Source organism: Thiofilum sp. (assembly GCF_016711335.1).
GTDB lineage: Bacteria > Pseudomonadota > Gammaproteobacteria > Thiotrichales > Thiotrichaceae > Thiofilum.
Map to the genome: position 1 here is coordinate 1,158,487 of NZ_JADJTF010000001.1, position 22,778 is coordinate 1,181,264.

The 22,778-nt window shown below is 41.4% G+C and carries 15 protein-coding genes; 8 read left to right on the top strand and 7 right to left on the bottom strand.

The window, feature by feature from the left end; genetic code table 11:
- The first annotated feature begins 85 nt into the window (after nt 1–85).
- The 8 genes from IPL34_RS05440 to IPL34_RS05475 all read left to right on the top strand — a co-directional run bounded on the left by IPL34_RS05440 (nt 86) and on the right by IPL34_RS05475 (nt 16,291).
- Nucleotides 86–808, top strand: a complete 723-nt coding sequence (locus tag IPL34_RS05440) for an alpha/beta fold hydrolase (RefSeq protein ID WP_296838873.1) — start codon at nt 86–88, stop codon at nt 806–808.
- 22 nt (nt 809–830) lie between these two features.
- Nucleotides 831–8,414, top strand: coding sequence for a non-ribosomal peptide synthetase (locus IPL34_RS05445; protein ID WP_296838876.1), 7,584 nt, complete (start codon nt 831–833; stop codon nt 8,412–8,414).
- Between the two features lie 2 nt (nt 8,415–8,416).
- Nucleotides 8,417–9,709 (top strand): C45 family peptidase, encoded by a 1,293-nt coding sequence (locus tag IPL34_RS05450; RefSeq protein ID WP_296838879.1) that lies wholly within the window; start codon nt 8,417–8,419, stop codon nt 9,707–9,709.
- Between the two features lie 118 nt (nt 9,710–9,827).
- On the top strand, nt 9,828–10,874 hold the full coding sequence (locus IPL34_RS05455; protein WP_296838881.1) for a prohibitin family protein: 1,047 nt from the start codon (nt 9,828–9,830) through the stop codon (nt 10,872–10,874).
- Nucleotides 10,861–12,729, top strand: coding sequence for an ABC transporter substrate-binding protein (locus IPL34_RS05460; protein ID WP_296838884.1), 1,869 nt, complete (start codon nt 10,861–10,863; stop codon nt 12,727–12,729). The genes IPL34_RS05455 and IPL34_RS05460 overlap by 14 nt, the downstream gene beginning before the upstream one ends.
- Nucleotides 12,726–13,511 carry a transporter substrate-binding domain-containing protein gene (locus IPL34_RS05465; RefSeq protein WP_296838887.1) on the top strand — a complete coding sequence of 262 codons (786 nt, stop codon included), beginning with the start codon at nt 12,726–12,728 and terminating at the stop codon, nt 13,509–13,511. The genes IPL34_RS05460 and IPL34_RS05465 overlap by 4 nt, the downstream gene beginning before the upstream one ends.
- Before the next feature lie 13 nt (nt 13,512–13,524).
- A complete protein-coding gene (locus IPL34_RS05470; RefSeq protein ID WP_296838890.1) occupies nt 13,525–15,360 on the top strand; it encodes a hypothetical protein in 1,836 nt (611 codons plus the stop codon).
- A gap of 79 nt (nt 15,361–15,439) precedes the next feature.
- Complete coding sequence (locus IPL34_RS05475; protein ID WP_296838893.1) at nt 15,440–16,291, top strand: YdiY family protein; 852 nt, start codon at nt 15,440–15,442, stop codon at nt 16,289–16,291.
- Between the two features lie 162 nt (nt 16,292–16,453).
- Here IPL34_RS05475 and IPL34_RS20730 read toward each other — a convergent pair whose 3' ends face one another.
- The 7 genes from IPL34_RS20730 to IPL34_RS05505 form a co-directional block, all read right to left on the bottom strand.
- Entirely contained in the window at nt 16,454–16,708 is a 255-nt protein-coding gene (locus IPL34_RS20730) for a winged helix-turn-helix domain-containing protein (protein WP_366931091.1), read from the bottom strand.
- A gap of 30 nt (nt 16,709–16,738) precedes the next feature.
- Nucleotides 16,739–17,023: a hypothetical protein gene (locus IPL34_RS05480; protein WP_296835791.1), complete on the bottom strand. Its 285-nt coding sequence runs from the start codon at nt 17,021–17,023 to the stop codon at nt 16,739–16,741.
- Nucleotides 17,020–17,766, bottom strand: coding sequence for an IS4 family transposase (locus IPL34_RS05485; protein WP_296838897.1), 747 nt, complete (start codon nt 17,764–17,766; stop codon nt 17,020–17,022). The genes IPL34_RS05480 and IPL34_RS05485 overlap by 4 nt, the downstream gene beginning before the upstream one ends.
- Before the next feature lie 186 nt (nt 17,767–17,952).
- A complete protein-coding gene (locus IPL34_RS05490) occupies nt 17,953–18,435 on the bottom strand; it encodes a response regulator (protein WP_296838898.1) in 483 nt (160 codons plus the stop codon).
- Between the two features lie 667 nt (nt 18,436–19,102).
- Complete coding sequence (locus tag IPL34_RS05495) at nt 19,103–19,672, bottom strand: YcjF family protein (RefSeq protein WP_296838900.1); 570 nt, start codon at nt 19,670–19,672, stop codon at nt 19,103–19,105.
- 377 nt (nt 19,673–20,049) lie between these two features.
- Nucleotides 20,050–21,000, bottom strand: a complete 951-nt coding sequence (locus IPL34_RS05500) for a universal stress protein (RefSeq protein WP_296838902.1) — start codon at nt 20,998–21,000, stop codon at nt 20,050–20,052.
- Between the two features lie 6 nt (nt 21,001–21,006).
- Nucleotides 21,007–22,725, bottom strand: coding sequence for a cation:proton antiporter family protein (locus IPL34_RS05505; RefSeq protein WP_296838904.1), 1,719 nt, complete (start codon nt 22,723–22,725; stop codon nt 21,007–21,009).
- Nucleotides 22,726–22,778: the final 53 nt, after the last annotated feature.

Below are 22,778 nucleotides of genomic sequence, written 5' to 3' on the forward strand. Positions count from 1 at the left end.
TATTTCAAGCTGTAATTGTATTCTCTATAATGTCACTGTATTTTTTTAACTCAATTTACCTCATTTAAGAGGATAGCAACCCCGCATGTTTGAGTCCTACAAAAAGCTAAATCCAGTAGTGCTATATTGTATCCCTTTTGCGGGTGGTGATTCGCGCTCCTATCGTAATTTACAAAAATATCTTGATCACAATATTTTAGTTAAATCTCCTGAACCTGCTGGGCGCAATAGTCGTCTTGATGAGACTCCTTTAACAGATATACATCAAATAGCTAATGATTTTTTTCAGCAGCTCAAAAAAGATATTCAAACTCAGAATTATGCATTATATGGTCATAGTATGGGGGGATTATTAGTTTATTTGCTCACTCATCTTATTATAGAGAATAACTTCAGTTTACCTAAGCATTTATTGGTGAGTGGGTCTATAGCTCCCTCTGTGCCACGCCCTTTGCCTTATAAACATCTTCTTTCTAAAGAGGATTTTATGAAGTATATACAAGACTTTGGGGGCTTACCTGATGAGTTATTAGCTTATCCTGAAATATTTGATTTTTTTGAGCCAATTTTACGCGCAGATATTCAAGCTGTAGAGTGTTATCAGTATCAAGCTAAAGCCTTATTTAATTTGCCGCTTACTGTTTTATATGGTGATCAAGACAAAAATGCTCATCAAGCAGATGTCTTACCTTGGCAAAAAGAAACTAGCCAGCATGTTATGATGCACTCATTTCAAGGTGGACATTTTTTTATTAATAAACACATTGCTGAAATAGGTAAGCTGTTTTCTAAAGCACTAAATAGTTAGTTATTCTTTTAAGGGTATAGTTATGCATGAAGTATTTTCCTCCTATCTATTAGCTTCCCTGCAAAAAGAAGTGTGGATAAAACAAACACTACATGCAGAACTGACTTTTTATAATATTGGTGGCTATATAGTTATCAACACGGCTATCGATAGACACTTATTCGAGCAAGCACTAACTCTATTAATTAATCACTATGATAGCTTACGTGTTAGACTTAAACCTACTGATACTATACCAGAACAGCTATTTTTTGAAAAAGTTTCATTTGAGCTGGATTTTAAAGATTACTCCGATTACATAGAGCCTGATTTAAAAGCTAAAGAGTGGATGAGGCATGTGTTCGCTCAACCTATGGCGCTATATAATGAGCCTCTATTTGACTTTAGCCTCATAAAGCTATCAGAGCAGCGGTATTATTTCTTATTAAAGTTTCATCATTTAATTGCGGATGGTTGGTCAATTTCATTATTGAGCCAAAGCGTTGCTACTATTTATAATAGTCTCGTTAATCAACAACCAGCGTTATTAACTTCTTATCCTTATACTAACTATCTATTAGAGGAAACGGTTGAAGATAATAATAAAAAATTACAAGCGGCTAAAGCGTATTGGCTAGCCAAATATCAGCAGCTACCAGAGCCTATCTTTTCCGCCAAACGTACTAGCACAGTCAATGCCAGTCCAGCACCCAGTAAAACCCTAACTTTAGAATTATCGAATGCTCTACAACAACAGCTTTTAAGCCTAGCTCAGGCTCATCAAGTCTCGGTGTTTCATGTCATTTTAGGGATATTATTGGTTTATTTAGCCAAGACGACTGGGCAACGTGACATAGTGATAGGCTTGCCATTACTGAATCGTAAAACCGCAGCTCATAAGCAGACAGTAGGCTTGTTTGCCAATATTATTCCAGCGCGTTTTGAGCTAGCGATGCAGGATACCTTTGTAGATACGCTGCACACCATCGCTCAAGTATTGCGCCAAGATTATCGCCACCAACGTTTGCCTATTAGCCACTTATACCAAGCGCTTGGTTTATCGCAGCGACAAACCTTGTTTGATGTCATGCTGTCGTATGAAAAGCATGACTATGATTTGGCGTTTAATGGTGTGCCTGCTCAGGCTCATGGTTTAAGTCATGGTTTTAATCAAAATGCTTTAGAGCTGTATGTGCGCGAGTATCATCAGGGTGCTCAGGTTGCTTGGGACTTTGAATACAATACGGCAGTGTTTAGTGAGGCTGAAGCGCAATTATTAGTGCAACGTTTTCAACACTTAATACCTGCGGTGCTTGAGCAGCCTAATACCCCTTTAAGGCAATTCAGTATTCAGCCTAAAGTGCTCTCTAATCTAGTACCAGCTCATATTAAACCGTCTCAAGCTTTTACCCCCATTCCCGAAAGTGCCACGACCTTAACTGCCTATTTTGCGTTACAGGCAGAACGCTATGCGGATAACATTGCAGTTAAAACGCGCACTCAAGGCTGGACGTATCGAGAGCTAGACCAAAAATCGAATCAAGTGGCACAAGCTTTAGTGTCTTATCCTAATGTAGAGCGCGTTGCGCTACTGTTCGAGCAGGGAGCTGATATGCTGGCGGCTTTGTGGGGAGTGCTCAAAGCGGGCAAAGCCTATATTCCATTACCCACTGCATTTCCACTAGAGCGACTGCAATATGTAGCCCAAGATGCACAAGTCGGTGCAGCCCTGACCAATGCACAAAATGCTTTACTGCTTGATCAAGTCCTTGAACAAAGCACTCTGCCTATTATCCGTATCGATCAGCTCAAAACTTCAACCGAGCCTGTGACCGTAAAGGTAGAGCCGGATGCATTAGCCTATATCCTTTATACTTCTGGCTCGACCGGACAACCTAAAGGGGTAATGCAAACTCAGCGCAATGTAATGCATTTTATACGGTGCTATACCGAGGTATTGCATATTGCAGCGCAAGATAAACTGACGCTGCTTGTACCTTATAATTTTGATGCAGCAGTCATGGATATATTTGGAGCACTGCTCAATGGTGCAACGCTTTATCCCATTGATTTAAAAAGCGATAATCTAGTAGAGTTTTCCAATTGGTTGCAACAAGAACAGCTCACGATTTATCACTCTACACCTACAATTTACCGCTATTGGATGCAAAGTTTCGCGTCCGATACTCTCTTAAATAGTTTGCGTTTAGTGGTATTAGGGGGAGAAACCGCTTATCAAACCGACTTAGATTATTATCATCAACACTGTACCAAAGATTGCTTATTGATTAATGGCTTAGGTTCTACGGAATCGAGTTTTCACTTAATGCAAGTGTTTGATCATGAGAGTGTTTTAGACCAAGCGGAGCTATCGGTCGGTTATCCACTGCGCGAAACTAAGGTTTTATTATTAGATGAGCTGGGTGAGGATACGGGTGTCTATGGTGAGATTACCATTGAAAGCGACTATATCACCCTCGGCTATTGGCAACGTCCCGAACTGAACCAAAATAGCTTTATCAGTTCTCAAACAGGTAAACGTGTTTATCGCAGTGGGGATCTAGGGCGTTTATTGGCAGATGGTAGTTTGCTGTGTTTAGGGCGTAAAGATTTTCAAATTAAACATCGTGGTTTCAGAATTGATCTGACTGAAATCGAACAAGTTTTAAAGCAATCTGGCGCTATTAAAGACGCTGCGGTGATTAGTCAACAGCAGGCAAACTATGAGTCGGTTCTTATAGCTTATGTTGTTAGCTCAACTAACTCATTAATCGATAGTGAGCAGCTAAAGAGCTGGCTGCGCACGAAATTACCTGATTATATGATACCGACCTTTGTAGTGGCACTGACTGCCTTGCCACTGACAGCGAATGGAAAAGTAGATCGACAAGCCTTAAAAAAATTACCTATTCCAACTGCAACTCAGCAAGATGCTAGTTCACCAGAATCTTGGGAGGAGCAAGTACTTAGTGCTATTTGGAGTGAAGTACTTAATATTCCTACGCCACAGCGCTATGCTAATTTCTTTGATCTGGGAGGACATAGTTTAAATGCCACTCAAGTATTGAGCCGTTTTCATCAAGCCACCGGATTGAAATTAGAATTGGTGGATATTTTCCAGCATCCCACGCTAGCTGAATTAGCTCAAATAGCTAAAACCAAACAAGCGCAATATTACCCTGCGCTTCCTAACAGTGCTCTTGCCGCTGATTACCCCCTGACTCATGCACAGCAGCGCATGTGGGTAATTCAGCAAATGGCGCATAGTGCGAGTGCATATAATATGTACGTGGCGTATCAGCTCAAAGGCGCTATTGATCAGTGCGCTTTAGCTAATGCTCTCTATCAATTAGTGCAACGCCATGAAATATTGCGTACCGTGTTTCAACTGCGTGAGGGTAAACCTAGGCAAGTGATATTGTCACAACCTGCCGCAGAGTTATTCACGGTGCGCACAGTTAGCGCCGCACTTACACCTTATCTAACCAAGCAAGCCGAGCAAGTACTGAATCTGGAATATACGCCCCCCTTTAGAGTGGAGCTATTAATGCTCAATCGAGAGGAGGCGATTTTATTCTTTAATATTCATCATATTATTACCGATGGTTGGTCGGTCAATCTGATGTTTAAAGAATTAAAAGCGCTCTATGCGGGGCAAACACTAACATATCAGCCTTATCAATATCGTAATTATACGTTTTGGCAACATGAGCTATTGCAAAGTACCGCATTAGCTAGCGCTAAGCACTATTGGCTCAATCAATTAGCAGGTGAGATTCCTGTTTTAGATTTGCCACTGGATTATAGCCGCCCTCCGCAACAAACCTTTACGGGTGCACGGGTCGATTTCACTCTAGATAAGCCCAAAGTAATCGCTTTAGCCCAACGCGCTAGTGCAACTCCCTTTATGGTCTTGCTCACCTTATTGAATATATTGCTCTATCGCTATACCGAACAAGACGATATTTTAATAGGTACACCGATAGCAGGGCGTCCTTTACCAGAGCTTGAAAATGAACTAGGTTTTTATGCTAATACCTTAGTGTTGCGTAATACGCTTCATGCAGAGTATTCCTTCCAAGCGACCTTGGAGCAGATTAAGCACAATACTTTAGCGGCGTATCAGCATCAGCATTATCCGTTTGATCAATTAGTCGATGAGCTACAGCTTAAGCGCGATCTGAGTCGCTCGCCACTCTTTGATGTGATGTTAGTGTTGCAAAATCAGGGCAATAGCTCCCTAGAACTAAAGGGTATTGAGTGTCAGAAATACGAATTGCCTATGACGCATAGCCGTTTTGATCTGACTTTATTTATTACTGAAGCGGATGATCAATTCAGTGCACAATGGGAATACAATACCCAACTATTCAAGCCTGCCCGCATCGAACGCATGGTGAGCCATTTGCAAACTTTGCTAGAGAGCGCTTACCAACACTCTGATACTGCTATTCAAGCGCTCACTCTGTTACCCGACGCTGAGCGCCAACTATTGCTCTATGACTTCAATCAAACCGATAAACCCTATCCGACTGATGTAACCATTGTTGATTTACTTAATGCTACTGTAGCACGAGTACCTGAGCATCCCGCTCTGATTTATAAAGATCAGGTTACTAGCTATCGTGAATTAAATACTAAAGTCGAGCAGTTGGCTCAGGCACTCCAGTACACCTACTCACTCCAAGCGGATGATTGCGTGGGGATTATGTTGGAGCGTTCTGATTGGATGGTGATTAGCATACTAGCTATTTTAAAAGCTGGAGCAGCCTATATTCCGATCCCACCTGAATACCCGCAAGAGCGCCGTGAATACATTGTGGCGGATTCAGGCTGTAAAGTGCTCTTGACTGAGGCAGTGATAGAGCAATTATTGGCTAACTCTAGTGATGCTCATACAGCTAGCTTTACTCAGTGTAAGATTGAGCCTTCACAACTCGCCTATGTGCTTTATACCTCTGGTTCGACCGGTAAACCCAAAGGCTGTCAGATCGAACATCGCCATTTTTATAATTATATTCAGTGGGGTTTAGAGTATTACTTTGACGGCAGTGTACAGGGGCATTTTGGTTTATTTACGCCCTTAGCTTTTGATTTCACCCTAACCAGTATTTTCTGTAGCTTATTGCGTGGTCAAACTTTAACGATTTACCCGCAAGACCAAGAGATTGATAGCGTACTGCTGCACAATTTTGATCCGACTAATGCTATCGACATTATTAAACTCACTCCCGCGCATATTTCAATGCTTAAGCATCTGAAGATCACTCAAACTAATATCCGCAAAGTGATTGTGGGTGGTGAGGAGTTGACTACTGAGCAGGTGAGTATTCTCAAAACCATTAACCCCGATATGACTATTATCAATGAGTACGGCCCTACTGAAACGACGGTGGGTTGTATTGTTAAAAGTGTCGAGCTGAATGAGAAGGTATTGATTGGTAAGCCTATTACCAATACCTATTGTTATATTTTAGATAAGGCGGGACAACCTGCGCCTTTGGGAGTGAAAGGCGAGATTTGTATTGGTGGCGCTGGGGTAGGGCGTGGTTATTTTAATCGTCCTGATTTGACGGCGAGTAAATTTATTCCGAGTCCTTTTCTGTCTCATGATCGTCTCTATCGCACCGGAGATGTCGGGCGGTGGTTGGATAATGGCGAGGTGGAGTGCTTTGGACGTTTAGATGCTCAGATTAAGATTCGGGGCTATCGCATTGAGTGCGGTGAGATCGAGCAAAAGTTAGTTCAACATCCTGATATTCTGGAAACGGTCGTTGTAGTACGCGGTGAGGGAGCGGATAAAGCTTTAGCCGCCTATTTACGCAGTAGTAATCCGCGTTTGACTCAGCAAGAGGTGCGTCATTACTTAAAAGCACAGCTACCGGATTATATGATTCCTACATGGCTGATCTTATTAGATCAATTTCCTTTGACTCCAAATGGTAAAATCAATCGCCAAGCACTGCCTCAACCTGATGCTGTACCCACCAGAACCGACGTCATATCTGCACGTAATGACTTAGAGCAGCACTTGCTTACTATCTGGCAGCAAACATTAGGTCGTTCTGCACTGAGTATTGAGGATAACTTCTTTGAGTTAGGGGGTGACTCCATCAAAGCTATTCAGGTAATGGCTGCGCTGCATCAGTTGAAGCTTAAATGCGAGCTGCGTCATATCTTCCAATATCCGACTATTGCCGAATTAGCGCCTTATTTGAAACCACTCACCGCTGTGATTGACCAACAGGCGCTTAGTGGAGAGGTATTGCTGACACCTATTCAGCGAGGGTTCTTTAATAGTTTTACGGGCAAATACTCACATTACAATCACAGCGTATTGCTCAGTGCCAAACAACGTTTTGAGCAGCCAGCGCTCCAGCAAGCGCTACAACATTTGGTCGATCACCATGATATGCTGCGAGCCACCTATTCGGTGCAAGCCGATGGTATTACTCAAACCATTCAAGCGCAGGCAAACCTAATACTTGAGGTAATAACACTAAGCGGTGATGTGCCAGAAAGCTCACTTCACCCTTATATTCAAGTAGCACAGGCGAGTTTTAATTTAGAGCAAGCACCTTTAGTTAAAGTACTGCTTTTTAGAACGGATGATGGCGATAAGCTTCTATTGATTGTGCATCACTTAGTTATAGATGGCGTATCATGGCGAGTTTTATTAGCTGATCTAGCACAAGGCTATCAACAAGCTTTACAAGGGCAAACCTTAAAATTACCCGCTAAAACCTATTCCTATCGCTACTGGGCGCAAGCACTGTATCAACGAGTACAGGAACCGGTTTTCAATCGAGAGGCTGCTTATTGGCATGAGGTATTAAGTCAGAGTGTCGCCCCTTTACCCTTGACTAATTTAGCAGGGAGTCAGCGTCATCAAGATAGCCAAACCTTACGCCAGCAATTTTCATTAGAGACTACTCAGCAGTTATTAACCCAAGCACCTCAAGCCTATAATCTAACTATCAATGACTTACTGCTCACCATACTAGGGCGGGCGCTCCAGCAATGGACAGGGCACACTAAGCACTACATTGATTTAGAGTCACACGGGCGTGATTTTAATGCTGATTTAGATGTATCACGTACTCTAGGCTGGTTTACTGCAATTTATCCGGTGTTATTGGATTTATCACAGACTAGCGAGTTGGGTGAACAACTACCCCAAATCAAGGAAATGCTCAGACGTGTACCGCACAAGGGTATTAGTTATGGTTTATTAAAATACTTGTCTAACACTGTATTACCAGCTTCACCCGCTCAAATTGCGTTTAATTACTTGGGGCAGTTTGATACCGATCTACAAAATGAAGTCTTCGAGTTAGCCAGTACCGAGTTACCCTATAATATTGACTCGCAAGCCAATCTATCTCACGAGTTACTCATCAGTGGTATGGTAGTGGGCGGTCAATTACGTATGCAGATAGTGTTTAGTCCACAGCGTATTCAAGAGTCTACCGTTGCTACCTTGCTAGCCTTATTCCAGCAGGAAACCGAGCAAGTATTAAAGCATTGCTTGCAGCAAGACACCATTCAATTGACACCTAGTGATTTAAGTTATAAAGAATTGGGCTTGGATGAGATGGATGGCATTCTGGAGGATATTGGGCTTTGAATATGCTGCGCGGGTTAATCCTCTTAGTATGGTTATTAGTCGGTAGCGCTCAAGCGAATGTGCCCGTGTTTGAGATAGATACAACCGATAAAACGGCCCTGCAAGTGGGTCAGGAGTTAGGGCGTACTTTTAAAAAAACCTTTCCCGATATTGAGCAGCGCATTGATAGCTACTTAAAAACCTTTGTGACTCAAGACACGTTTAATCAATGGATTCGTGAGCGGGTCACGGTACTTAAGCCCAATATTGATCAAGAGTATCGTGATGAGGTCGAGGGCATTGCTTCGACTTGGAAGATTTCTAGTCGGGATCAATTAGGCGATGGTGAGCTGTCTTTAAATGAATATTGGCTATTGCAATTAATCCCTGATGTGGGGCGGCGCACTAATTGCTCTGGCTTTGGCGTTTGGGGTAAGGCTGCTGTTGGTGGTGCTACTCTAGTAGGGCGCAATATGGATTGGCGTACCAGTGATGCATTACGTAGCTTACAAGCGATTACGGTCTATCGCAATAAAAAGGGTGGTATTGTTAATATTGGTTTTGCGGGCTATGTCGCTATTATTTCTGGTTTTAATCAAGACGGCTTGTTTCTAGCTCATTTAGATTCACCTTTGCGTCAACCTTACACGATTCCTGCAAATGACAGCTCGATTGTATTTGATCTGCGCAAAACATTAAGTACGCAAGGCACGATTCGAGCAGCCGCTAAGGAGCTATCGCGTTATCCTCATGCATTTAGCCATAATATTCTGCTGGCGGATCGTGACTCAGTGCAGGTATTAGAACAGCCCCCTATGCCACCTGCTCAGTTACGTACCGATCAAAGTGATTATCGTATGGATTACTATTGGGGTAAGACAAATCAAATTGCTGTGGTGAATTGCTTTGTATTAGCCAGTTCGGCAGCGAATTGTTTAGAAAGTCATGATGCGCTGCGCTGGAATCGGTTTCGCACGATGGCAAATTTTACGCCGCAACAGCCCGCTGATGTAAGCAAAGTCATGACTATTATGTTAGATCAGGCTAATCCCTTTCAGGAGATTTTTAATCTGTTGACGGTTCAGTCGATGGTCTTTGTCCCTGAAACTTTAAAGCTTTATCTCTATACCGTACCTATTTCAGGTCAACATATTCAGCCAGTTAGGTATCAAGAGTTTAGTCATTTACTGCCCTTTAATTCCTCTACCACTTCACACTGGTTTAATGCGCTGAACGTATTGATAGTAGGTGCGTTATTATTATTAATAGGTGCGGTTGGTTATGGTGAGTTAATGCGTAAAAAACGTACAGTGTAGAGGGGGCATAACAAATCTTAACAATCAACAGCCTAGGTTGAATTGACGTTTTTTTTGACAAGAATGGATAATGCAACACTCCTAACCCCTAGCTTGCTGCTTTACCAAGCCGGATAATATGTCTAACCAAATCGATCTAAACCCTGATAGTGACAACCTTAACCCTACTGAGAGTCGTAGCTGGTTTAGCCGCAAATTACCCATTTTAATAGTATTATTTTTGCTTTTAGCACTACTCGTGGTGTTTTTCTGGGGGCGTATTGTCATCACGATTCAACCCGGTGAGGCAGGCATTCTATTTCGCCGCTTTAGTGGGACTGAGATCGACAAAATCTATACCGAAGGCTTACATATTTTTAGCCCACTCGATACTTTGTATCTCTATGAAATACGTAAGCAAGTGGCTTATCACGAATTTGATGTCATTTCTAACAAAGGTTTAAGTGTTCATCTCGCGTTAGCTATTCGTTATCGTCCAGAATATGAATTATTGGGTGTGTTGCATCAACGTATTGGGCCGGATTACCTGACGCGCGTGATTTTGCCGCAGATTGAGTCGGTGATGCGTAAGCAGTTAGGTAACTATACCGCCGAGCAAATTTATACTAATGAAGAAGGTTTAATGACCAATGCCATTCTGACCGCATTGGATGAGGTAGGGCGGAACTATGTGGAAGTAGAGGATATTATTATTCGTAGTATTACTTTACCGCCTACGATTGTGGGGGCGATTGAAGATAAGCTGAAGCAAGAAGAGTATATGAAATCCTATGAGTTTAGGATGGAAACGGCTAAACGTGAGGCGGAACGTTTAGCGATTGAAGCCGAAGGCATTAAAAACTATCACACTATTTTGGGTCAATCTCTAACGCCTAATGTTTTACAAAACAAAGGGATTGAAGCGACTAAAGCTTTGGCACAATCACCTAATGCCAAAATTGTAGTGATTGGCGGCGGTAAAGATGGTTTGCCTTTAATTTTAAATACAGATTCAGGCGTTTCCGCTTCACCCACTACTGCCACTCCACTGAGTGGGTCAGTAACTCCTAATACGATAATTAGTAGTCCATCACTTAATAGTCCAGCCCCTACTAGCCTCAATCAGCCAGCTTTGACCAACTCCCTACCTGATCCTAAAGTAGATGCTCCACATGAGAAGCCTTAGTTGTTTGCTGCTAGTGATCTGGTCGCTGCTGTTGACAGCCTGCACCACTGACTTAGAGGGTATGGCGGAGTATCGCTTAGAGTATGCACGCCAAAACAAAGGTGACATCCAATTTGTAGCGATTCAGCCAAGTAATAGTGCTAGTTTTATCAATGGTGTAAGACTCGCAGTCCAAGAAATTAATCAACGTCCGGAAAAACTGCTAGGACGTACTCTAAAAATACAAACGGAAACCGAAGGCAGTACATTTGAGGCAACTAAAAGCAGCATTGAACGTATTGTTGCTGATCCGCGCACTGTAGCAGTTATTGGTCATCGCTTATCGAGTATTGCTGTGCCTGCTTCCGTGATGTATGAGCGCAGTCAAATAGTATTTCTGTCTTCGTTTGCTACAGCACAAACCTTGACAGGGCATGGGTTTCAATATGTGTTTCGTATGTCACCCAATACCTCGGTGATGGCGGCGCAATTAGCGAATGTAGCCACTACTTTAGGCTATAAACGTATTGTAGTCTTATATGCCCGTGATGATTTAAATCGTGAATTAGCCTTTTTATTTGAAGATGCTGCTATTAGTGAGCGTATTAAATTAGTCAAGCGTATCTCCTTTTTTGAAAAGGAAACGAATTATCGCTCCATTATCTCAAGGTTTAATAATGAAAATTTTGATGCTGTTTTTATAGCGGCATCAGCAGAACCTACGGCTAGAATGATTAAGCAGTTGCGCGAGTTGGGCTTAAATCAACCCATTTTGGGTAATGACTCATTAAATAATATTGAATTTGCTAATTTAATTAGTAATAGCGCACAAAATATTATTGCCCCGACCTTATATCGTATTAATGATCGTAGTGTATTGAATCAGCATTTTATTCAGGCTTATAAAAATAGCTACAAAACCGAGCCTGATTATAGCGCGGCACAGGGTTATGATTCGGTGATGCTATTAGTTTCAGGTATTGAAAGAGCAGGCTCTACTTTACCGCCTTTATTAAGCTCTACCTTACGTTATATGCCTGCTTGGGTCGGCTTAACAGGTTTACATGCTTTTGATGCTACTGGAGAGATGCTAGGCAAAAATTACTTTTTTCATGTCTGGCAACAAGGGCAGTGGCAAAATATACCCGCTATTCATATTCCCTATCTGGTGAAGCGTTTTACGCAATATCAGCAAAAACTTCATCCAGAACACACGGTTACGGATTTTTCGCAAGTATTTGCGCAACGTATGCATACGGATGATCATCGCAGTTATTTATTAGATTTAGCACATGAAATCCTGCAATTTCAAAGTATTGGAGTGATTTACGAGAACACGCCTGAAGGACGCAAAGCTTCTGGCTATGATTTATGGCAGCCCTTAGCGAAAAAGAAAAACCTTAATTTAGTAGGCTGTGAGATACCGTTTTCTTTATTAGGTGGGGCTGAAATAGAGCGTGCTTTAGTCGCGTGCTATGGGAAGCTGTCTTTAAATACAGAGGCTTTATTAGTACCCTATTATAAAGGAATCAATACTACTTTGATAGAAAAGCTTAATAATAGTTTAGCCTTTTTTAAAATACCTGCTATTTCATTTGATGAACAAAGTACTGACCCTAATATAAGTCTATTATTTACTAAGCGCACAGATGTGAATCTACAAAGTATGCGTGAGATGCAGGTTTATAGTCCTTTATTAAGCGGTTTGAAAGTTCACGAATTTGCCGAGCGTTTAAAAGGCTTGCCTGAGGTAACAGTGAATCTGTTAAATCTGCAACAGTTTGGTAAACCTGATAAGCCTATTTTAGAGTTATCCCCTGATACCTATTTATACTCAAAACCACTCTTTATTAAAAAAGAAGCGGTGGCACCATGAAATATTGGTTATTAGTATTAGGGGTTATCTGTTTATTGAGTACTGCACTTAAAGCAGAAGAGCAAAAACCTATAACACTTTATATAGGTATAGATAAACAACGCTATCCCTATGTATGGATGGATAAGTACCAAAAAGCGCAGGGCATTTTATCGGAACGTTTAAATCAGGTATGTAAAAAAATTAATGCTCAATGTGAGTTTGTGACTGGGGATTTTTACGACTTAGTACAGCAGATACAAACGTATCAATTAAACGGGGTCTTGGTGATTGATCAAGTGGTGTTTCCCGATATTGACCAACTTAGTTTGGCCGCACCCTTATGCCAGTTTCAGCCCGTCTTTATTCAAGCCAAAGAGTATCAAAAACGTAATAAACCTGAAGATTTTCAACGTACTATCTTAGGTGTGCAACAAGGCTCGGTATTGCATTTTTACTTACTAGATCATTACAGTAATTTTGCTCAACTCCGTCCTTACGAAACTTTAGAAAGCGGTCTATTCGATCTGATTGTTGGGCGTATTGATGCGTTAGTAGCGGATAAAGCTTTTTATCAAAGTCGTGTAGCCGCCACGATTTTAGGTCAAGAAAATCAAACCCCAGTATTGGTAGCAACGCCTATGTCAGTCGAGTTTGCTACCCCCAGCACGATGATGTTGGCTATTTCTAGTAGTAATGAAAGTTTATTTAATCATCTTAGGCAAGCGCTACAAACACTGAGCCAACCCCTACAAGGTTGCGCTGCTTTAGTCACCGATACAGTTAAGCCGCCCCCAGATTGAGGAACAGGATTTTATGGTTTCTATCTATCGTATGCATCTGTTGCACCTGCTATGGGTGATTGGATTAGCTATTATTTTACCAAGTAGAGTAATGGCTTTAGATAATCAGACCCCTAGCCAGCCTGCCTCAGTCGTAATGGGCGAGAATAGTGCTACCAGTACTTTATTAACGGCTCCCTCAGCGGTGAGTAGTGGTGCAGCACAGCCTACAATAACTCCTACACTGGCTAAACCCATCATAGCTACTGATCCCTTGGCGTTGCAGCAATTAGTCGAAAGGCTCAATCAAGATATGACGGCACAACGTGGCTCATTAGAGCAGCAACGGGGTAGCTTGCAGACCTTTAGTGATGCCTTAGCCTTACTAGAAACTAAATTTCAAGAAGCCAGTAAACGCCTTGATGATGGCACTAAAGGGATCAGTACCACTCAAGAAAATCTAGATAAGCTGCGTGAGGAGTTATTGGCGTTATCGCGTGATGTGCGTGCTAATGCTTCAGATATAAGTTCACAAAAATCACTGATTGAAGATAACTCAGTGCGCCTATATGAAATTTTATTACGTATTAGCACCCTAGCAGAACGCTTAGATCTATTGTCCACTTCGCTTAAACAAGCGAATAGTACGCGCACTGGGTCGCCTACGGAGAGCGCCTTAGAGCAGGGCTTAACACACTTATGGTTAATGATAGCGATTATATTAGGGTTTTTGGCGCCTATAGCCTTGTTGTTAATGGCTAAGCGCTTTAATACACAAGTGGTTATGGGAGATATTAAACACCATCAAGCTGCTTTATTAGTGTGTGCAGTGGGGTTCTTAGGGTTTTTTCTGGTGGGTTTTGGCCTGATGTATGGTCAATCCAGTCAGGGATTGATAGGTATCAGTAGTTATGTTTTTACTAACCCTAGTCAAGTAAAAGATACACAGGTCAGTGTACCGTTTGGTAGTTTTGTTTTATATCAGACCACTTTTATTTTGTTTGCCGTCATGTTGGTGTATCGAATAGTCGGTATGCAGTTATCGTTGCTAAAACATCTATTGCTAGCGCCCTTGGTAAGCATGTTATTAATCCCCGTCTTTAGTCATTGGGTCTGGGCTGGGCATTTCGACCCCAATAATAAGGGATGGCTAGAAGAGGTAGGGTTTATTGATCAAGCAGGGGCGGTCGCTATTCATATGGTTACTGCTTGGTTTGCACTGTTATTGACATGGAAATTAGGGAATAACTTCGTTGAGGAGTTTACAGAGCAAGATTATTACGCCCCGACTTACTCGTCCCAAGCGAGCCTATTAATGTGGTTAGCTGCCTTGGGGTTTGTGGCGGGAAGTTTAGCTAGTAGTCGTGAACAGCTCGATTTAGCCTTGGTTAATATTAGTTTAGCGAGTGCTATGGGGGCTGCGGCGACCTTTAGTTATTACCGTCTATTTCACCGTAATCCCTCTGAGTTGATCTATGTCACCAATGGTTTTATAGCAGGTTTAGTGGCTATCGTAGCGGGCGCACAGTTAGTAGGTCACTTAGAAGCTTTGGTTATCGGGGGCGTTGCAGGTTTACTACAACCTGTGGGGGTAAGTTGGTTACGTCGCGTATTCTTAAAGCAAGCATGGCAGATTCCCGCCGCACACTTAATCGCTATTCATGGGATAGGTGGTTTGTGGGGTGCTGTAGCTGTAGGTATTTTTGGCGTTGAGGGTAATTTTAGTAGCATTAATATGCCTCAATTCATTGTGCAACTTCAGGGTATAGCAGCTGCTCTTAGCTATAGCATCGTTGCGGGTGGCATAGTTGCACTCTTATTCAAGTCAAGAAAAAGTCAAAAGCCTATCAATAGCTTAAGTGTTAATTAATGTTAATATCGCTTCTCATCAAGGAGCGGTGCTGGCTAAAATTCGACATTATTTAGTGATTATATACAGGCGCTTTGACATGATGTCGACCTCAATTTGTATTACCCGTTCACTCCTACTAGGGACTTGTTCTACTTTAATAGTAATGTCTGGCCTTGTGTATGCTGATATGCCTATTGCACCCCCTGCTGATGCTGCGGGAGGAGATTTCCTGTCAGCAGATCAGCAAGGCAGTGGTTCTGCTACTCGTTTATTTAATAATAATAAAGTGATTGATCCTACACAGAAAAAAGGCTGGTCAGGTCAAGCATTAGCAGGCTTGGTGTTATCCACGGGAAATACAGAAAGCAGCAGCTTAACAGCAGGGCTAACCGTGCGTCATGTAGGCGAAAAATGGCGGCATACCGGAACAGGCAATCTCTATTTTGCTGAAAATGCGGGTACACGTATCGCTGAACGCTATGGTTTGAGTCATAAACTGGATTATTTGATTAATCCTCAGAGTTACGCGTTTAACTTTGTGAGTTATGACAAAGATGAGTTTGCCAACATTAAAGATCGAGTGGCGGATGTGGTGGGTTACGGACGCAAGCTGATCAATACGGATAAGCATACCTTAAATACTGAACTTGGGGTCGGTGCGCGTAAGACCACTTACATGAGTACCGCTGAAAAAAGTAATGAAGCAGTTAAGCATTTTGGTTTGAAATACGCAGGGCGTCTTACTAAAAATACTACTTTGACTGAGGATATATTGGTTCAAGCGGGTAATAAAAATACTTTTAGTGAATCAGTCACAGCGCTTAATGTGGCCATGTCTCAAAAAGTCATGCTCAGTGTGAGTTATACAGTACGTAATAATAGTAAGGTATTAGGTGCTTTAAAGAAAACTGATACTATCACCAGTGTAAATTTAGTGACTAATTTTTAGTGTTAACGCTATTCATGCCTATCCTAATCTGAGGATAGGCGGTTTTTTATGAAACATTTATTACCAGTTAGCTAAAAAATGCTATTGTACTGTTATATACCTACTGGGTTTTAGGCAATCTAAAGGTAACCCAATCTTTACTACAGACAGCAAATACCTATTTCAGCTCATGTTTAATCTATAACCTATTCCCCTAATAGTGCTAATATAACGAGGGTTTGCAGGATCATCTTCGATCTTTTTCCTGATTTTATTAATATGTATATCAATACTACGATCTAAAGGATTATGAATACTGCCTTTAGTACTATTCATAATTTCATCACGACTAACAACCGATTGCGCATTAAGATATAGTATTTTTAAAATATTAGCCTCAATTAAGGTTAGTTTAGCTTCAATGTTTTCTTTTTTTATACTATTAGTACTCTGTACACGACAATTCGCTTAACTCATTGAATCTTTTTCAAAAGAAAATCGCCTGAGTTTCATCCGTCCATCCTCGATCGCCATGAATTGTGGTGGACAAAGGAACAGAAGCAGCAGCCTAAGCCTATCCACTTTTTCCCGTACCCTTCCATTCAATAAATCGGTCAAGTAGTCCAAGCCGTAACGGAAGACACTTTGCTCTTTGCGTCCATGTTTTTTCGTCTTCAAAGGCTTGACGGCTTTTTCCTTCCATTCGCCGACTTTGTGCGCCCAACAGAAGCCAATGGCAAGCAACGCCATCATCTTTTTGATGCGAGGGGTTTGGTGAAGTGAGTGGCTTCCATGTGAAAACCACGCCCTTTCAAGCATTGGAACAGGTTTTCAATTTCCCAACGTAGCCGATAAGTGCCAATGGGATCAGCCGTGTAGTGGTTGCTGGCGATAATCAACAACTCACCACTGGGCAGCTTTGAGCCACTGAGCCAAACCCATTCCCCGCTAACGTCGCGACGGTGACGGAGAACGCGCCGTTTACCCGGCTTGAGGTTGGCAAACAGCGAGCGGACATGCGCCTCTTTTTTGTGTTTGTCGGTCATCAACTGATTACCCTTGATACGAATCAAGTAGGGAATCTCTTTGGAAGACAACCACTTCCACCATTGACCACCAATAAACTCACGGTCAGCCAACACACCCAAGATGTTGTTGCGCCCGAATTGGCTGATAAATCGTTGCAGCAGGGCAATACGTTCACGTTGGTTAGAATTACCGCGTTTGTTCAACACCATCCAGTAAACGGGGATAGCCGCACCTTGGTAAACAACCGCCAAAGTCAGGAGATTGAGGTTGGATTTGCCCCATTTCCAGTTGGTTCTGTCGAGTGTGAGGTAGTATTGTTGACCACTAAAGGCGAACATTCCCATAAGAAAATGGGCAATGTCATTGTAATTAAAGAACACTTGGCTAAAAAAGCGTTGCATCCGTCGATAGCGGGAACCAATGTCGGTGTCAGAATCTATGTGTACCGCCAACAACGCCAAATTCATTTGTCGCGCACTCAGCAAAGTACTGCAGCATTCCCACAAAACAATCCAAACGGGGCTTGCCCCAACTCAAGTGGGCTTTTAAACTGTCACGTAGTCCATCGCTCAGATCCATTTTGCTCTCCTGTGTGGTAACTAGAGAGTAAAACATAGGAGCGGTGGACTTTCACCATCTCCATGACAAACATGCTAAATCAATAAGTTAGTGGTTTTGTCGTGTACAGAGCTATTAGTAGCAGTGTTAAATAAGACATTACCAATCTTTATTTCTAGCGTTTTGCTCTTTATATTTTCCTCTTTACGTAGTATATTATTTGTACGAATTAACAGCTCTTTTTCGTGGAAAGGCTTGGTTAAATAGTCTCTTGCGCCATTTTCTAAGCCTTCTAGCCTCTCATGTTCATTTAACCTGTTAGAAGTCATCATTACAGGGAGGGTGGGGTATTCATTGTTAATCCATTTTAGCCAGTATAACCCTTTATTGTTGGGGAGGTCATGCTCTAACAAAATAAGATCAAAACGATTTTTTTTCAGTATACTAGGAATAGAGTCGCTATTATTCGCTAGGCTGACTTGATAATTGTATTTGATCATAAATTTTTCAATGTTCTGTAAAAAAATATAATCTGTATCTATCATCAGAAGATATTTAATAGATCTTTTCTCTAACACAATGTAACACCCTCTCTAATTATCTATTCATTTCTTACAGTAAGGTAGGTAGATAAGAAATGATTAGCTAATAAGTTAACTAGCTAAGTTAACTAAACTTAATATAATCAAATAATTAAAAAGATATTTTTTATCTAAAAGAATATTATGGCTGTTGGGAAGCAACCATCCAATTTAAGCCACACTTACACATCAGTTTCAGCCTTTTAACCAAGGATTCGCTAATTTTGGTTATGTAACAGCCTATACTATCATACATGATCTTCTAAAATTTCATCATAAAATATAGGCGATATTTAATATTTATAGGGGATTCATAAATACTTCTTGGTTAAGTATTATTATTTTTGCTTTGTATATAATGTGTTCTTATTAGTAAATGCTAGTTTATGTTGAAAGAGCTTTCATAAAAAATACTTTTGGTTGAGCATGCAATCAAAACAGCCTCTTATACAGGCATGACTAGCTGAGTTAATTATCTGTTAAATATATTTGTATTTATACCAATAAATAGTATAGAAAGCAGAGTTATGCAAAAATAAATTAGATTACCTAAAATAGGCTAAGTGAGTTGATTAAGGATAAAAGTGAAAATTGGGGTTGAATATATGAACTATGGCTATAAGGTGTTTAAGCTTTAATAGTTATTAGAGTAATTAAACTAATATTATTTGTCTTTCATTGATTTTAATTTGGTTTTAATGTATTGCTTGCCTATGGTTATTTGCTCTTTAAAAAAGCTATTCCACTGGCTAGATTCTAAATTAGCAAAGTCACCTCCTGATTCAAAATGCCTAATAAATACTTGCCCAGTGGCATATGCAACAGCTCCCGCTAGTAATGTTAAACTCACTCCTCCTGTAATACTACCAATTCCGGGTATAATTTTAATAAAGCTACTTAAACCTATCACGGTTAAAACAGGGGCTGAGCCGCTAATTAAAGAGGTGAGAAATAACTTTCCCATTTGCTCATCATAACTAATATTATAATGCTCACTTAAACTCTTAATTAAACTTAACTGCGTAGCAGCCATAGCCGCCAAATCAAAATAAGGTAAAGGTAATAAGCCTAAAGACATATTGCCAATAATATAGTTTTTTACAATATCTTGTGCGGCTAAATGCTTTTCTTGAGTCGCTTTAGCCGCTAACTCTTTATTAGCTTGCTCTAGTTTTAATGCTAGTGCTTCAATAGTCGAATCCGCTTTTTGTATAGTTTCTTCGGATAGCTGCATATATATTCCTAACGCTACTCATTAAAACATTTTGTTATTATTTGGTTTTTTCTTAATTGAATTACAAAGACTAATCAGTGGGGTATTAAACTAAAGCTTAGTCATAGAAGCTGGCTAATTTTAGCCCAGATTATTCCACATCTACGGTGAGGCGCTAAGAGGGGTGCAACATTTCTTAACATTTTTATGAGCTAAGAGGTTAGAGATTTTGAGGTTCTCTACTCTATAACTTTTAGCCACTAGCCTAAAATCTAAGCTTAGCGTGCTGAGAGTTATTCAAGCTTAGAGTCATTTATAGCCAGCTTATAAAAATAGGAGCTGCTTAAAATAAACACAATTCAAAAAGTAGGTGGGAATGAATGTGATGCAAACTAGAGTTAGTCTAGGGTGATAGTAGAAACAAAGCCCTCCGGCTTTAAAGCTAAGAGCGAAGTAGCTAGCTCCTCGACAATATTTTCAGCAGTATTACCCATTAAAAAGCCTTTGATACCACTTCTTGCCACCGTACCCATGACCAATAAGTCAATAGGGTGATGGGCTAACCATTGAGGGATAATTTTGTCTGCTATCCCGCGTAAGTGATAAACCCGTTGGTTTGCCGCCAGTGGATTACCTACATGACTCAATAAATCTTCTAGTAATGCTCGGTGAGTGTTTTGGGTATCTAAAACATTTTTCAGTACTACCTCATGAGGTACATTAACGCGAGCGTTGTAGCGTAGATAGTCTTCAAAAGGGTAGTCCCAACAAGATACAATCGCTAGCTTTCCAGTACTCTGCTCCGCTAAATGTTGAGCCAACTGTAATAGGCGTATGGAAAGCTGCTGCTCTTCCATACTGCGGCTTTCTGGATTAATTGCAACAGCTATACGCCAGTTAGCAGCTATAGGCTGAGGGTAAGCTAGCCAAACGGGGCAGGGGCATTTGCGTAGTAAGGTCATATCCAGTGCTTTAAAGCCTATCCCATTATTTTTAAGTTCAGCCTCTTTAATGAGCAAATCGTGTCCTGAGCGCAACACTTGCTTGACGGTACTGACTGCGGCTGGCAAGTTTAAATTAGCCCAGTGCCATTTAATTTCTACCCACTCAGCCTCTGCCCAACCCATTTGTGCTTGAGTAGTATTCAATAACTGTTCTGCATTTTCATACAGGGCACTCCAATAGGCGTCTCGATAAGTAATCTGCTCTAGGGGTAGATCGGGATATAACGCTAAGACCGTTAGTGGTACTTGATTGTGATGCGCTAGGCGTAGGGCTTGCTGTAATCCTGTAGTGGACGCCTGTTTTAAAGCGTGTTTGAGATATAAGATATTTTGAAATGTTTGCATAACAATTTACCGAAGTTCCGAGGCTAATAGGGCTTTCAGTTTATCGGCTGCTTGCTCAGCAGCATCATAATAAGGTTGAAAGACTAAAGCCGCCCCGCGTTGTTTGAGTAGCTCTATCTCGGTCATATTTTCTACCTGCTGTGCTGAAACCGCTATGATCCCTTTATAATGTTGTGCTTTGAGTGCATCTAGTAACATCAGGTTAGGGTCTTCATGCGTGACCCCTATAGAATGCTGCGACATAGCTGAAATGACACATTTGACCCCATTAAGGGGTAAATGACTAATAAACTCAGGGTCACACGCATCACCATAAATAACGTGATAGCCCATCGCTTGCCACTGCTTAACCTCATCAGGGTTAAAGTCTACTGCCAGCATCGTAAAGCCTTGTTGGTGTAATCGTTGCGCTAATGCCGAGCCATAACGCCCTAAACCAAATAATAAAATATCGTGCGCTTGTTGCGCTTGAGACTCATCTATCTCATTTAATTCACGCACAGGAATACGTCGCTCAAATATACCTAGCAGAGGCTCCAGCCAAACGTACAGCGTATGTGAATAGGTAATCATATAGACCGAGAGCGCTATGGTGATTAAGCCTACTAACGTGACTAAACCTAATGACTCAGGTGTGATATGCCCCAGGCTTAACCCCATCGCCATAAAGATAAGAGAAAACTCGCTAATTTGTGCCACGGTTAAGCCTGCTAAAAACCCAGTGCGCTTGCGATAACCCATATAGCCCATGATAGCTAGTACAATCAAGGGATTACCAATCAAAACAAATACCGAGAAAATCAGCGCGGGTGTCACTTGTGCGCCTAATAAACTCAAATCTAGGTGCATGCCTAAAGCAATGAAGAAGAACAATAATAAGAAATCTCGCAACGATGCCAAACGTGCCACTATGGCTTCTCGAAAGGGGGTAGAGGCCAGCGACACGCCCGCTAATAAGCCCCCTAACTCCTTACTAAACCCTAAATAATGCCCCAATGCTGCTAGCAAAGCCGCCCAAGCAATAGCAAAAGTTACTAATAGCTCAGTGGAGTGCATGACTTTGCCCACTAAAGGATTCGCTAGATAACGAATGAATAATCCCACCAGCACTAACATCATGACACCGTAAAATAATATCGTGCCCAGATGCAGTAAAAGGGATGAATGCTCTTGCCCTTGCGCCCCAATCCCAAAGGCTGATAACACCATCATAGCCAACACTACCACTAAGTCTTGTACAATCAGAAAGCCTATAGCAATGCGCCCATGAAGGGAGTCCACTTCCTTTTTATCCGAAAGCAATTTCACAATAATAATGGTGCTAGAAAAGGTGAGTGCAACCGCCACATATAATGAGGTAATCACATCTAGGCCCAATACTAAACCGAGTGCAAATCCGATCACTGAGGTAAAAAATACTTGCCCTAACCCAGTCGCCAAGGAGACTACACCTAAAGAGCGCACTAATTTTAAATCTAGCTTTAATCCTACTAAAAAGAGTAATAGAGCGACGCCTAGCTCAGACAGTAATTCAATATATTCTTTGGATTGCACAATATTGAGTGCCGAAGGTCCCGCTAAGACCCCCACTGCAATAAAGCTCACAATCATGGGTTGACGTAGTAGTAGCCCTATAAACCCCACTAGCGCTGCTAACACGACTAGGGTGGTTAATTGATAAAATGATGAGCTACCTAGTAACTCGGTAAAATTAACTAATGACATGCCATCCCCGTTACACTTATTAGCCCGTTGCGGTCTAGCCTAAAATCTAGCAC

Bases quoted from the DNA above. Each gene is read 5' to 3' on its own strand.
- IPL34_RS05440 (WP_296838873.1), top strand. From the start codon at position 86: ATGTTTGAGTCCTACAAAAAGCTAAATCCAGTAGTGCTATATTGTATC.
- IPL34_RS05445 (WP_296838876.1), top strand. From the start codon at position 831: ATGCATGAAGTATTTTCCTCCTATCTATTAGCTTCCCTGCAAAAAGAA.
- IPL34_RS05450 (WP_296838879.1), top strand. From the start codon at position 8,417: ATGCTGCGCGGGTTAATCCTCTTAGTATGGTTATTAGTCGGTAGCGCT.
- IPL34_RS05455 (WP_296838881.1), top strand. From the start codon at position 9,828: ATGTCTAACCAAATCGATCTAAACCCTGATAGTGACAACCTTAACCCT.
- IPL34_RS05460 (WP_296838884.1), top strand. From the start codon at position 10,861: ATGAGAAGCCTTAGTTGTTTGCTGCTAGTGATCTGGTCGCTGCTGTTG.
- IPL34_RS05465 (WP_296838887.1), top strand. From the start codon at position 12,726: ATGAAATATTGGTTATTAGTATTAGGGGTTATCTGTTTATTGAGTACT.
- IPL34_RS05470 (WP_296838890.1), top strand. From the start codon at position 13,525: ATGGTTTCTATCTATCGTATGCATCTGTTGCACCTGCTATGGGTGATT.
- IPL34_RS05475 (WP_296838893.1), top strand. From the start codon at position 15,440: ATGATGTCGACCTCAATTTGTATTACCCGTTCACTCCTACTAGGGACT.
- IPL34_RS05480 (WP_296835791.1), bottom strand. From the start codon at position 17,023: ATGATGGCGTTGCTTGCCATTGGCTTCTGTTGGGCGCACAAAGTCGGC.
- IPL34_RS05485 (WP_296838897.1), bottom strand. From the start codon at position 17,766: ATGAATTTGGCGTTGTTGGCGGTACACATAGATTCTGACACCGACATT.
- IPL34_RS05495 (WP_296838900.1), bottom strand. From the start codon at position 19,672: ATGCAGCTATCCGAAGAAACTATACAAAAAGCGGATTCGACTATTGAA.
- IPL34_RS05500 (WP_296838902.1), bottom strand. From the start codon at position 21,000: ATGCAAACATTTCAAAATATCTTATATCTCAAACACGCTTTAAAACAG.
- IPL34_RS05505 (WP_296838904.1), bottom strand. From the start codon at position 22,725: ATGTCATTAGTTAATTTTACCGAGTTACTAGGTAGCTCATCATTTTAT.